The sequence below is a fragment of the Paenibacillus sp. J31R98 genome (genome assembly GCF_056269245.1).
Window position 1 is genome coordinate 80,622 of the sequence record NZ_JBWDNO010000006.1, and the last position, 13,032, is coordinate 93,653.

At 53.7% G+C, this 13,032-nt stretch carries 12 protein-coding genes; 9 read left to right on the plus strand and 3 right to left on the minus strand.

The features are described from left to right. The first annotated feature begins 51 nt into the window (after positions 1–51). The 4 genes from AC0YNX_RS21195 to AC0YNX_RS21210 all read left to right on the plus strand — a co-directional run bounded on the left by AC0YNX_RS21195 (position 52) and on the right by AC0YNX_RS21210 (position 3,705). The gene (locus AC0YNX_RS21195) at positions 52–1,104 is read left to right on the plus strand and encodes an oxidoreductase (protein ID WP_475817703.1); all 1,053 of its coding nucleotides are present in this window, start codon (positions 52–54) and stop codon (positions 1,102–1,104) included. Positions 1,105–1,137: 33 nt separating this feature from the next. Further along, complete coding sequence (locus AC0YNX_RS21200; protein WP_475817704.1) at positions 1,138–1,971, plus strand: sugar phosphate isomerase/epimerase family protein; 834 nt, start codon at positions 1,138–1,140, stop codon at positions 1,969–1,971. Between the two features lie 137 nt (positions 1,972–2,108). After that, complete coding sequence (locus AC0YNX_RS21205; RefSeq protein ID WP_475817705.1) at positions 2,109–2,858, plus strand: hydroxypyruvate isomerase family protein; 750 nt, start codon at positions 2,109–2,111, stop codon at positions 2,856–2,858. A gap of 37 nt (positions 2,859–2,895) precedes the next feature. Further along, entirely contained in the window at positions 2,896–3,705 is an 810-nt protein-coding gene (locus AC0YNX_RS21210; RefSeq protein WP_475817706.1) for a phytanoyl-CoA dioxygenase family protein, read from the plus strand. 422 nt (positions 3,706–4,127) lie between these two features. Here the strand turns inward: AC0YNX_RS21210 and AC0YNX_RS21215 are convergent, their stop codons facing one another. The 3 genes from AC0YNX_RS21215 to AC0YNX_RS21225 all read right to left on the minus strand — a co-directional run bounded on the left by AC0YNX_RS21215 (position 4,128) and on the right by AC0YNX_RS21225 (position 8,372). Continuing rightward, positions 4,128–6,107, minus strand: coding sequence for a methyl-accepting chemotaxis protein (locus tag AC0YNX_RS21215; protein WP_475817707.1), 1,980 nt, complete (start codon positions 6,105–6,107; stop codon positions 4,128–4,130). 212 nt (positions 6,108–6,319) lie between these two features. Beyond that, positions 6,320–6,667, minus strand: a complete 348-nt coding sequence (locus AC0YNX_RS21220; RefSeq protein WP_475817708.1) for an Ig-like domain-containing domain — start codon at positions 6,665–6,667, stop codon at positions 6,320–6,322. Between the two features lie 1,045 nt (positions 6,668–7,712). After that, complete coding sequence (locus AC0YNX_RS21225; RefSeq protein WP_475817709.1) at positions 7,713–8,372, minus strand: GntR family transcriptional regulator; 660 nt, start codon at positions 8,370–8,372, stop codon at positions 7,713–7,715. Between the two features lie 268 nt (positions 8,373–8,640). On the opposite strand from AC0YNX_RS21225, the gene AC0YNX_RS21230 reads away from it, so the two are divergent. The 5 genes from AC0YNX_RS21230 (at position 8,641) to AC0YNX_RS21250 (ending at position 13,018) form a co-directional block, all read left to right on the plus strand. Next, positions 8,641–9,759: a mandelate racemase/muconate lactonizing enzyme family protein gene (locus AC0YNX_RS21230; protein ID WP_475817710.1), complete on the plus strand. Its 1,119-nt coding sequence runs from the start codon at positions 8,641–8,643 to the stop codon at positions 9,757–9,759. A 19-nt stretch (positions 9,760–9,778) separates the two neighbouring features. Next, entirely contained in the window at positions 9,779–10,555 is a 777-nt protein-coding gene (locus AC0YNX_RS21235; protein ID WP_475817711.1) for an SDR family NAD(P)-dependent oxidoreductase, read from the plus strand. A 63-nt stretch (positions 10,556–10,618) separates the two neighbouring features. Beyond that, positions 10,619–11,656: a zinc-dependent alcohol dehydrogenase gene (locus AC0YNX_RS21240; RefSeq protein ID WP_475817712.1), complete on the plus strand. Its 1,038-nt coding sequence runs from the start codon at positions 10,619–10,621 to the stop codon at positions 11,654–11,656. 1 nt (position 11,657) lies between these two features. Beyond that, on the plus strand, positions 11,658–11,984 hold the full coding sequence (locus AC0YNX_RS21245; protein ID WP_475817713.1) for a cupin domain-containing protein: 327 nt from the start codon (positions 11,658–11,660) through the stop codon (positions 11,982–11,984). A 14-nt stretch (positions 11,985–11,998) separates the two neighbouring features. Continuing rightward, positions 11,999–13,018 carry a DUF4432 family protein gene (locus tag AC0YNX_RS21250; protein ID WP_475817714.1) on the plus strand — a complete coding sequence of 340 codons (1,020 nt, stop codon included), beginning with the start codon at positions 11,999–12,001 and terminating at the stop codon, positions 13,016–13,018. Positions 13,019–13,032 lie beyond the last annotated feature (14 nt).

Consider the following 13,032-nt stretch of genomic DNA (forward strand, 5'->3'; position numbering starts at 1 on the left):
AGAAGCATTCGAGAGGCTTCACCAAAAGTGACAAAATGGGGGTTTTGTACAATGAATCAAGTCCGTGTAGGCCTGATTGGCTACGGCTTTGCCGGAAGAACATTCCATGCTCCGGTCGTTGCTGCAGTTCCAGGTCTTAAATTAGCATCAGTCGTCGAACGCCGGAGCGAGCAATCCAAGGAGCGTTATCCGTGGGTTAATGTCGTCAAGGATGTACGCGATTTGTATGAAGATCCTTCGATAGATCTAGTTATTGTGACAACGCCAAGCAGCGATCACTACAATTTTGTGAGGGAAGCTCTGCTTGCAGGCAAGCATGTTGTCGTGGAGAAACCGTTCACGCCTACAGCTGCCGAAGCGGATGAGCTTATTGCACTTGCCAAGGAGAAGGGCAAAGTGCTCAGCATCTTCCACAACCGCCGCTTCGACGGGGACTTCTTGACCTTGAAAGAGCTGCTGAGCCAAGGCGTGCTCGGCGACGTGAGAGAAGCTACATTCCGTTGGGACGGCTTCGATCCGGTACTGAGATCCACCAACTGGCGCGAAGGCTCGGAGCTTGGCAACGGCATCTTCTATGACCTTGGCGTTCACTTGCTTGATCAAGCGCTTACGTTATTCGGCGTTCCGGATGCGGTGAGCGGCGATGTTCGCAAGCAGCGCGAAGGAGCAGAAGCGCATGATTACTTCGATGTGACGCTGTTCTACGGCGATCGCCTGAAGATCAATCTGCGTTCCTCCCGTTTCGTGCGCGAAGCGACGCCTCGCTATGTGCTGCACGGCACGAAGGGCACGTTCATCAAGTACGGCGTTGACCCTCAAGAGCGGGCGCTTATTAACGGCGGACAACCGAATACGCCGAACTGGGGCAAAGAGCCCCGCGAGCTGTGGGGCAAGCTGAACACGTCGATCGGCGATCTCCATATTGAGGGCGTTGTCGAGACGATTGCCGGGTCTTATGCCGATTATTACAACAATGTATACGAGAACATCATTGGACAAGCTGAGCTTGAGGTGAAGCCGGAGCAAGCAAGAAACGCCATTCGAATTATTGAATTAGCACTGCAGAGCAGTGAAGAAGGCAGGAAGCTGCCGATTAATCTGTAACCAAAATCGCGGTGAAGAGGAGAGAGTGCAACGATGTTTCCGTTTAAAACGTCATTAAACGCATCAACGTTATTTCCTTATCAACTGAATGTAGTGGAACAAATCGCAATTGCCGGAGAAGCAGGCTATGAGGGAATCGAACTATGGGTTTCCGGTATCGAAAGTTATCTTGCTGGCGGCGGCACTGCTGCCGAAATTCGCGAAGCGCTGGCTAAGCATAACGTCGCGTTCGTGAACGCGATCGCCTTCTTCAAATGGGCGGATCAGGACGAAGCAATCCGCGAGGAAGCTTTCGTACAAGCGGAGCGCGAGCTTCGCATGTTGGCTGATCTTGGTTGCCGCGCTGCTGCTGCGCCGCCGTTCGGCGATGTAGCAAACGTGTCGCTTAGCGATATGGGTCGCCACTTCGCAAGATTGTCGGCGCTTGGCCGCGAAATCGGCATCGACTTGTATGTCGAGTTCTGGGGCCGCGCGAGCCAGCTTCACCGCGTCGACGAAGCGCTCGAAGTGATGCGCACATCGGGCCTCGCGGATGCACAGATGCTGCTCGATCCGTTCCACATGTACACGGGCGGCAGCACAGTTGAAGATTTGAAGGGATTGCAGGGCAGCCAAATTGGCATTATGCATGCCAATGACTACCCGGCTTCTCCGAGCCGCGAGACCATTACGGATGCCGAGCGGGTATTCCCAGGCGAAGGCATCGCGCCTTCGAAGGAAATTGCCGAGACGCTCTACGCGGCAGGCTACCGCGGCTACCTCTCTGTGGAGCTGTTCATTGCGGACTTCGGCTCGCAGACCGCGCTGGAAACAGCGGTGAAAGGGCTGCAGACGCTGAAGGAAACGTATCAGGTTGCAGGCGAGTAATCGCAATATTAATTAAATTGAAACTGGGCGTTTACGGCAGGCTTGCCGGCGCTCAGTTTTTGTATACCGTGACTGACACAAATGGTAGCGCTGTCAAGTTAATAAGTAGCAATTCCACATGGAGAGTAGGGTAACAGATGAAGTTATCGGTGTGCATCGACGCCGTTTATAGAGGCAAGGACTTTTATGCGAGCATGGAGGAAATTCGCGAGATTGGCTATGACACGATTGAGTTCTGGAGCTGGTGGGACAAAGATGTGGAGAAGGTCGCGCGTGTCTCTCGCGAGCTTGGTCTTGGTATCGCATCCGTATGCACGAAGATGGAAAGCTTGGTGGATGCGTCTAAGCGGGATGGTTTTGTGGAGGGACTCCGTGAATCCATCGCGGCTGCAGAGCAGCTTGGCTGCAAAGTGCTGATTGCTCAAGCAGGTGCGGAGTTGATTGGCGTGCCGCGTGAGGAGCAGCAGCGGTCAATTATTGAAGGGCTGAAGATTGCAGCGCCTCTTCTTGAGGAAGCAGGCGTTACGCTTGTGCTTGAGCCGCTGAATACGCTAGTTGATCATAAAGGCTATTATTTGTATTCCTCGGAAGAGGCGTTCCATATTATTCGTGAAGTCGGCAGTCCGAATGTGAAGCTGGTGTTCGATATCTATCATCAGCAGATTATGGAGGGCAACGTGTTGGCGAATATTATCCCAAACCTTGAGCTAATTGGACATTTCCATGCGGCGGGCAATCCGGGGCGACATGAGCTGAGCTCGGGCGAGCTGCACTACGGCCGAATCTTCGAGGCAATTGATGCGGCGGGGTACGAAGGCTATATGGGGCTGGAATATTTTCCGGTGGCGGCACCTGCTGACGGTTTAAAAGCACTGCTTGGTTCATAGCTTGAATGTAGTTATGTGATGAGAAGGAGTGAGATGGATGGAGCTTACGAAAGAGCAGCTTGCGTTCTTTGACACCTTTGGATTTATTAAACTATCAGGCCTGCTGAAGGCGGACATCACGTGGATTACAGAAGAGTTTGAAGCGGTATTCCCGATGCTGGAAGAGAAGCACGACGGGTCAAAAAGAACGATGATCGTGCCCTTCGCCGATCAGCGCGAGAAGCTGTGCAGCCTAATTGATGACGCCCGGATTGCGGGCATTGCAAAGTCGCTGCTCGGTGATGACTTCAACTACATGGGCAGTGACGGTAACTACTACACAGGCGACACTGGCTGGCACCGCGATGGCGAGAACCGTGCGCGCAGGCATGTGAAGATCGCGCTCTATCTCGATACGCTCGACGGTTCGAATGGCGCGCTTCGCGTTATTCCGGGAAGCCACCGGCTAGACGACCAGTTCGGCGTCGATGTGAAACGCGTAAGCCAATCGCAGACGGCGCTTGATGTTGCGGGACCGGATGTGCCGGCTGTATCGCTGGATGTAGTGCCGGGCGATGTGCTCGTCTTCGACCACAATTTGTTCCACGCTTCGTTCGGCGGCAATACGCATCGGCGCATGTTCACGCTGAATCTGTGCGAGCGGTTTGCAGATGATGCGCTGGATGAGCTGCGCGCGTACATTTTGCTGCATGCGCATTTTAGGCGCGAGCACTATTATGGCTCTGCCATGCTGCGCAGCTCCGGGCCTGCGCGGAGGGTTCATCTCGAGCAAGTCGACGCCCTCTGCGGCGACTACGCCGAGCGGACGAAGGACCTGCCGGAGCTTCCGCTGAAGGCGCTGATTTAATAGGAAAGGCGCTCTCGTTGGTGGGGAGTGCCTTTTTTGGTTGTGCCTGGGATAGGGATATTAATCCCGGTGAGCTTTTATTAGAGTGTATCCCTCAAGGATACACATGGAGAAAGAATGGTAGTTTCGAGGAGAAGAGTATCCCTCAGGGATACACATGGAGAAAGAATGGTAGTTTCGAAGCTAAGTGTGTCCCTGAGGGACACACATGGAGAAGAAATGTTTGGAGGTAAAGAGTATCCCTGGGGGATACACTCGGGGCAAATTTAGCTTTAGAGGTCCAGTAAACCAGCTACAACCACTGTTTCACCTCTGGTGCCCCTTTTGGCTCACACTCGGCTCAGATTCCCAACCTATCCAACAACAAAAAGGCCCCGCACCCGAAGGTGCGAAGCCTCAATGCCCAGCATAAACCAACTAACCTATAGCTTAAACCGTTCCACACGCTTCTGCAGATCCTCTGCCATCTGCGTGAGGAAAGCTGCTGACGCGGCGATTTCCTCCATGGATGCGAGCTGCTGCTGTGCGGCGGCGGATACATTTTGCGTGGCGAGTGCAGATTCTTGGGCGACACCGGAGATCGTATTGATCGCGTTAACGGTCTCGTGACCATCGCTTGAAATTCGCTGCGACACTTGTGATACTTCTTTGATTTGAGCTTCAACCTCAAGAACAGAGCCCTGAATTTGCTTGAACAACGCGCCTGCGCGGCTGATAACCGCGATTCCGGCTGTAACCTCGATACTCGTTGCATTCATTGAATCAACTGCTCGCTCGGTTCCGCCCTGCATGGACTGGACCAGCTCAATGACGCTCTTCGATGACGCGGCGGTTTGCTCCGCGAGCTTCTTCACCTCTTGTGCAACAACGGCAAAACCTCTGCCATGCTCGCCTGCTCTGGCTGCTTCTATGGATGCATTCAAGGATAGCAGGTTTGTCTGCGTCGAAATATCTTGAATCATATTTACCATTTGACCGATCTCAGCCGATTGCTGCGTCAGCTCCGTGATGACATGGGACAATTCTTCAAAAGTCCGCTCAATCGACTGCATCTGCGTAATAGCCGTCTCAATTGCGGAGTTGCCTTCTGCGGAGATGTGGGAGGTTTGCGCCGCAACATCCGTGACCGATTGCGCATTCGCTGCGATTTCTTCGACGCCTCTGGACATCTCGCTAACAGACGAAGAGCCGATTTCCACACTTTTCACTTGCTTCTCGGAGCCAGTCGCCATCTGCTGGATATTTTCAGCGATAAACTGCGTGGCCATTGAAGTTTGGTCCGAGCTGGCGGAGAGCTGCTCCGATGAGGCGGCGAGCTGGTGAGACGTCTCGTTCACTTCGGTCAGCAATGACTTCAGCGATATAATCATCGCATTGAAGCTTGTGCTGAGCTTCGTAATTTCATCCTTCTTGGCACCAGATACATCAAGCGATACGGTCAGATCGCCTCGGCTGACTTGCTCCGACACATGAATGAGCGCGCGAATTGGACGTACAATCGCACGAATAATGATATAGATCAGCGCTGCGCCTGCTACGAGGCAGATCACCACAACAAGCAGCGTCTGGTTCAGAATCTGCGCCGCATCCTTGTCGATCTCATTCACGCTGAACGTGCCTGCAAGCTTCCAGCCTGTCAGCTTATTCGTCGTCACGGATTCGCGCATCGTGCTGCCCTTCTCATCAAAGGTGAAAAAGGCCGTCTCTGCCGCATACATCGGCGTCGCAATTTCATCAGGTACTTTTGCCCCAGGCTGCTCATGAGGGTGGATCAGGAATGTCTTGGAGTGATCGGCGATGGAGACATAGCCTTCCTTGCCAATCTTCACACTTTCAATTTGCTTGCTCAGCGCATTAAGATTCAGGTCCACGCCGACTACGCCTGCTCCATTTGGGGTTGCTTTGGCAATCGTTACGACGACTTTGCCATCCGTAGCATTAATGTATGGCTCCGTAATGATGGTTTTGCCGCTAGCCTGTATCGCACTTTCATACCAAGGACGAGTGCGCGGGTCAAAATCCTCCGGGAGGTCCTGGTGCGGGCTGAGCAGCATTTCGCCTTTGCTCGTTCCGAGGTAAGCGGTATCGACCCCGGTATGTACCTTTTGGAATGCAGCGATCAACGTCTGCAGGTTAGAGGTAGCTGTCGGCTGGCCGGTGTCCAATTGGAAAGTTTCAGCTAAATAATCAACGTCTGTGGCGATCGGCTGGATGTAGCCGGTTAGCATTTCGTCGAGGACGCGCACATTTTCGGTGACCGTCATGTTCATCCGACTCTCGATCTGGGATTTGGCGGTCTGGTAGGAGAACCACCCGATCGTAAGGCTTGGTACGAGCAAAATGACGGTAAAAGCTAGAATGAGCTTATTCCGCAGAGTAAGAGAAAAGAGCTTGCGTTTCAATACATTTCAACTTCTTTCATTAATTGATTGGGCGGGCTAACCTGTCTGATAGCTTCAGCGCCATCAATAACTATCGTCGAAAACTATTTAGAAAATTAGAGAAAAACAGTTGGTAAAAGTTAGAATGCTGTTAACTTTGCTCACAGAAATATTATAAATTTGTGAAAACAAGGGAATAGCCGCTGGATGTTCTGCTAGCTTCAAAGTTAGGATTATTGGCTTGTTGTAAAAGCGAATTGGTAATGCCTTCTGCCAGCCTCCACGGTGACAACGATGTTCCGACCGGGGTCCAAGTCATGCGCTGGGCGGAAAGATAGTCCGAACCGCGTACCTGCAACAGTGCCGTAGATGTAGTCTTTCGGAGCATCGGAGTAACGCAGCGCTATCCCTAGATCGTTGCTGCGGGTACCTTTCCAGTTGGCCGTAATCCGAGCATCCATCGGCACATTAACCGCGCCATTGATGGGATAGGTCCGCAGTATCCAGTTGTTAGCAAGGTATACTTCAGCACCTAACGCAACGATTACAATGCCCGCAAAAAGTATGAGAAAACGTCTCAACCTGCATGCCTCCTCGTGTGTGATAGGACCAGTATGGCCGGGAGGCTTGCTTGTTTAGTCGGGGGTGGGGAGCAAGAGGAGGCTGGAAACGGGCGGGAAAACATGTGGGAAGACATATGGGAAGTTATGTGGGAAAACGAGCGGGAAGATATGCATGAAAACAGGCATAAAACAGGCATGAAAACAGGAGGGAATGCCCGTTCCGGTGATCGATAGCAGCCATCTGACGCTGAGAGTCGCATTTTTCGACTCTCGGAGCAGAACAGCGGCTGATTTTGGGCTGAGAGTCTTGTTTTTTGACTCTCAGAGTTTCTAGCAAGCATTTCGGTGTGGATTGGCGAGCTGAGAGTCGCATCTTTCGACTCTCGGAGCAGAATTACGGCTGATTTTGTGCTGAGAGTCTTGTTTTTTGACTCTCAGGGTTTCCAGCAAGCATTTCCGGCGTGGATTGGCGAGCTGAGAGTTGCATTTTTCGACTCTCAGGGTTTCGAGCAACTCCAATCGGCAAATACAATTTTGCTGAGAGAGGTAAAATCCTCTCTTAACGCACGAGATGATGAGTTTGGTGGTCCGAGAGCGGGAAAAGCCTCTCTCGGAGCAGAAAATCGAAGAAAATAGCATGATTGTGGGATTGAGAGAGGCAAAAGCCTCTCTCGGCCTGCGTATGGCTAAAAAAGTTACCTGAGAGAGGCAAAAGCCGCTATTGGATAGGGAACCCGGGTATGGTGAGTTGAGTTGAGGTGAGCTGAGCTGAGCTGAGGTAAGGGAGGGTGATAAATGGTTGTGGCAGAACGTTGATAGTATCGGTACATTGAACTCTTCTACAATCGTAGCAAGTTAGGGAGGTAAACCGGCGGGAAATCCCACCGGAAATCACCCGAGAGAGCCAATACGCTCTCTCACGCCCTGAAACGGTCAAAAAAAAGAGCTGAGAGAGCGAATACGCTCTCTCAGCAGGCAAACCGGCGGGAAGCCCCGCCATAAAGCACCCGAGAGAGCCAATCCCCTCTCTCAGCTCCCGCATCCCCGCATCAGCGGCACACGTCTACTTCGTAAAGCACAGCAGATTATCATCGCTGTCCAGATGCTTGAGAATCGCCTGCTGGATCAGGTCTAGATCCTTGGTACGGAACGCATCCATCAGCTCTTGGTGATCTCGCTCCATGTTGTCGAGGTTATAGAAGGAGATGTTCTTCGTGAAGTGGAGGCGAATCTGGTTGACGATGCTTTGCCATGTCAGCATGACGGTCCGCTCGGTCGCCAGCTCCAGAATCGACTGGTGGAACAGGATGTCGAGGTCGACCAGCCGGCTCTTCTCGCCGTTCTCGACGGATACGCGCATCTCTTCGATAATCGCTTGCTGCTTCTCGAAGAAGCTGTCATCGAGCTTGTCCAGATACCGCTTCACAACGAACCACTCAATATGGAAGCGGATCGGCATGAGAATGTTTTGAACTTCATCGGCGTCGAGATCAGCTACGACGGTTTCCTTGTAAGGATACGACAGCAGCAGTCCCTCGCGCTCCAGCTGGCGGATTGCTTCACGAATCGGTCCGCGGCTGACGCCCATTTGCTCGGCGATGTCCATCTCCTTAATGCGAGCGCCAGGGAGAAGATGACCGTTCAATATCGCTTCCCGCAGATCATTCGTCACTTTCTCGCGAAGCGACGTGTTGGCTTGCTGCTTAAATGTAAACTCGGACATTAGTAGTAGCTCCTTCGGCAACTAACTTAGAGACGGTAGCGTTACACGATTGGTAAACGCTTTCCATAATAAACCCAGTATACCCCGAATCGCTGCAAAATGCACCACATTGTACTTTGTCGACAATCAGCAACTTGAACCGAAGATAAATATTGTTGACAATATGCGAAATTCGGACTTACAATAAACCCAACTAGTGAAAGCGTTTTACTGCATCATATTCATATTCACATACCGGCTTACATCTAATTGCGAATGGAGGATCTTAATGAAGATCACCGAAGTTGAATCCATTTACCTGCGTATTCCCGACCTTGATGCTGCACGCTGCGACGGCACGCAAGATACGCTTCTGATCCGCATTCATACCGATGAAGGCATTACAGGCTACGGCGAGGTCGACTCTGTTCCACTCGTGGCAAAAGCATGTATCGACGCTCCTCCATCCCATTCCATAGCGACAGGTCTGCGTTCGCTACTAATTGGCGAGAACCCGCTTGAGATTGACCGTCTCTGGGACAAAATGTACCGCGGTACCATCTACTTCGGTCGCGGAGGTCCAGCAATGCACGCGATGAGCGGCATCGACATGGCGCTGTGGGATATCGCCGGCAAGAAAGCTGGTCGCCCGGTATCCGAGATGCTCGGCGGGACGTATCGTTCCAAGCTGAAGGCTTACGCCAGCTCGCTCATGCCGGACACAATTGAAGAGGCCGTTAGTCTTGCAGGCCAGTTCGCCGAAGAAGGCTACAAAGCCATGAAGTTCGGCTGGGGCCCGATCGGCCGCGATGCGAAATTCGACGAGCAGCAGATTCGCGCAATTCGCGAGACGGTTGGCCCGGATATCGACATTATGATCGACGGTGGTCTCGTATGGGACTTGAAAGGCGCGCTTCGCATGGCGGAAGTGTATGAGAAGTACGGCGTATTTTGGCTGGAAGAGCCGCTTCACCCGGAGAACTTGGCTGATTACAAGGAGCTGTCGAGACGGACTTCGCTCCGCGTGGCAGGCGGCGAGCAGGAGAGCGGCGTTACCGCGTTTCGTCGTCTCATCGAAGAGGGCGGACACGACATCGTGCAGCCTGACCTTGGCCGCTGCGGCGGTCTGACCGAAGGCAAACGGATCGCATATATGGCGCATGAGCGTCATAAGCTGGTGGTGCCGCATGCGTTTAAGACAGGCATTCTAGTTGCGGCGAGCACGCATTTTGCCGCTTCGATTCCGAATGGCTTCATGATCGAGCATACGGCTTCGACTTCGCCGCTTGCGCGTGAGCTCGTATCCGAGAAAATCACGTTCAAGGACGGCTACGTGCACGTGCCGGATCGTCCAGGTCTTGGCATTACGGTGGACGAAGCCATTGTTAATAAATACCGCGTCAACTAATAAGGGAGGCGCAGCACATATGAAGCGGTTCGAAGGAAAAGTCGCCTTCATTACAGGCGGCGCGACAGGAGTCGGCTTCGCGACGGCAACAAGGCTCGCATCCGAAGGGGCAGCAGTCATCATCACGGGACGCCGCGCCGATGTCGGACAGCAGGCGGAAGCCGCGTTGCTGGAGCAGGGCTTCAAGGCGAAGTTCATCGCCGGCGACGTCTCGGATGAACAGTCTGTTGCAGCTATGTTCGCGCAGATCGAGGAAGCCTACGGCAAGCTCGATATTCTCGTGAATAATGCAGCAACGTTCGAGCCGATGCGTTTCCTCGGAGCGGAGATGAAGGATTGGCGCAAAGTGTTCGACATTATCGTGAATGGCACGTTCCTCTGCACGCAAGCGGCTGCCAAGCTCATGACTACAACCCGAACGCAAGGCGCCATCATCAATGTTTCCTCTATTAACAGCAGCCGTGCGCTGGAAGAGTCTTCGAGCTATAACGCGGCCAAAGGCGCAATGGACCAGTTAACACGTAACACGGCACTAGAATTAATTAATGTCGGCATTCGCGTCAATTCGGTCGCGCTTGGCTTCATCGAGACGCCGATGTCGGTCGTCGACGGCGTGAAGGAACATGAGACGGACTGGTTCCAAGATATTTATGTCGCCCGCGGCAAAATCGCCCAAAGACGTCAGGGGCAGCCGGAGGAAGTGGCCGGCGTTATCGCTTTCCTGGCTTCGGAGGATGCATCTTATATGTGCGGTGCGGTTATTCCAGTCGACGGCGGATTGTCGATTACATTCTAATTCCAAGAGAGGTGCGGGCTCATAAGCCTTGCGCCTCTTTAATCCAGAGAGGAGCAGCATTCGATGCAGGCACTTATCTATGAAGGTCCGAAAGAAATGAATATAAGAGAAGTCGACACACCGATCGCGGGCGAAGACGAAGTCATAATCCATGTCGCTTTCACAGGCATTTGCGGCTCTGAGCTGAGCGGCTATCTCGGCAAAAATTCGCTGCGCAAGCCGCCGATGATCTTCGGCCACGAGTTCTCGGGCACGATTGCCGCGATGGGTAGCCGCGTGGAAGCGTCGGGCGCATGGCAGCTCGGCCAGCGCGTAACAGCGAATCCGCTTGTCACCTGCGGACAATGCGAGAAATGCCTAACGGGCAAGCAGCAGCTTTGCGGCTCCCGCAAGCTGCTATCGGCGGCACTGCCGGGCAGCAACGCGGAATATGTGAAGATTCCAGCCGCATTCGTCTATGCGGTGCCAGATGGCATGTCGCTGCAGACCGCAGCAATGGCCGAGCCGACAGCTTGTGCGGTGCGCGTGGCGGAGCTGGCGGCAGCGAAGCCGACGGATAAGGTGCTCATCCTCGGCATGGGACCGATCGGGCTGCTCACGCTGCAAGCTGTGCTGCAGTATGGTGTGAAGGAAATTATCGCGGTCGACATGAATGAGGACCGCTTGGCAATCGCGCGCAGACTTGGCGCGAAGCATACGATCTGCCCAGCGGGCGTGGATACGCTGGAGGAAGTGAAGCGGTTGACCGGCGGCACTGGCGTGAACATCGCCATTGATGCCGTTGGCGCAGGGATGACGCGCAAGCAAGCGGTCATGGCTTGTTCGACAGGCGGGCGTACCGTCTTCACCGGCTTGCACGAGGAAGAATCTGCGCTGCCAATCAACTTGGCGATTCGGAGCGAAATTACGATGACGGGTTCTTTTGCCTACTCCGCGATGAACTTCCGCACGGCTCTGCAGTGGCTGGAGGAAGGCCGTATCGGCCTCTCGGAAGGTGTCATCGAAGCGCCGCTTAGCGAAGGTTCGAAATGGTTCGAGACGCTGCTTGGCTCGCCGGGCAACGTATCCAAAGTGCTGCTCATTCCAGGAGGTGCATCGTAACATGCCGCGTTTCGAAGAATGGCATTCGCCAATCGAAGGCATTACCCGCAAAATTTTCCCGCCAGGCAAAGAAATGATGAGCATGATGATTACGTTCAAGACCGGCTCGATCGGTCCGGCGCATTCGCATCCGCATGAACAGCTGACGTTCGTCATCAGCGGCAAGCTCGAAATGACCATGAACGGAGAGACCATCATTGCTGGTGCAGGCGAGCAGATCGTCGTGCCAGGTGATGCGGTGCATGAAGTGAAGGCGCTCGAGGATTCGGTCGCCATCGAAACCTTCACGCCGCTGCGTGCAGATTTGCTTGCAACGATTACGGAATAGGAGTTGTTGCCGCTGTGCCACCAGTTACGGTAGATACCAATTGGACATATAACGATATTCGGACTGTCGTGATAGAGAATGAGCAGCTGCGCGTCGTCGTCATGCCGGATCTTGGCGCGAAGATCTGGCAGATTACGTTCAAGCCAAGGGGCAAGGACTTCCTCTGGCAGCATCCGCGTATCAAGCCTCGCAAGGTGGGGCTGCATACGAATTATGACGATCATTTCTTCGGCGGCTGGGACGAGCTGTATCCGAACGATATTGCAGAGTCAATTAATGATGAGATGCTGACTGATCACGGAGAGATATGGACGCTGCAATGGCAGTACGCAATTGAGCGTGCTGACGAGGAAGCAGTGACCTTGCATATGTGGGTGGAAACGCCGATTACGGCAAGCCGCCTGAGCAAACGAATTACGCTGCGTGCAGGCGAAGCGAAGCTGCGGTTCCAGCATACGATTACGAATCTCGGCCGCAGACCGCAGCCTTACCTATGGAAACTCCACGCGGCGATGGCGGCGGATGAACACTCCCGCATCGACTTGCCGGCGCGCCATATGATGGTGGAGGGTTTCGGGACGCCGCGTACAGGGAAGACGAACTTTACGTACGAATGGCCGTACGCCGAGGACGACAACGGCGAGAAGCATGATATGCGCCAGGCGCTCTCGCCAGAGTCCGGCGTCAGCGAGTTTCAATATGCGACAGATATGAAGGCAGGCTGGTGCGCTCTTACGCATACGCGAGAAGGCATCGGATTCGGCCTCAGCTATGATAATGAAGTGCTGCCAAGCTGCTGGATGTTCGCCTCTTACGGCGGTTGGCGAGAGTTGCAAACGGTTGTACTGGAGCCGTGCACCGGGTATCCGGTGGGCTTGCAGGACGGCATCGAACGAGGCACGCATCAAACTTTGCAGCCGGGGGAAACGGTTTCCTGCAGCATCGTCGCGAGCGTCTATGAAGGGTTGTCCGCAGTAGACAACATTGATGCCGACGGTGAAGTGACGGGCACTGCATATGTACCGGAAGCGTAGATACATGGAGGTTA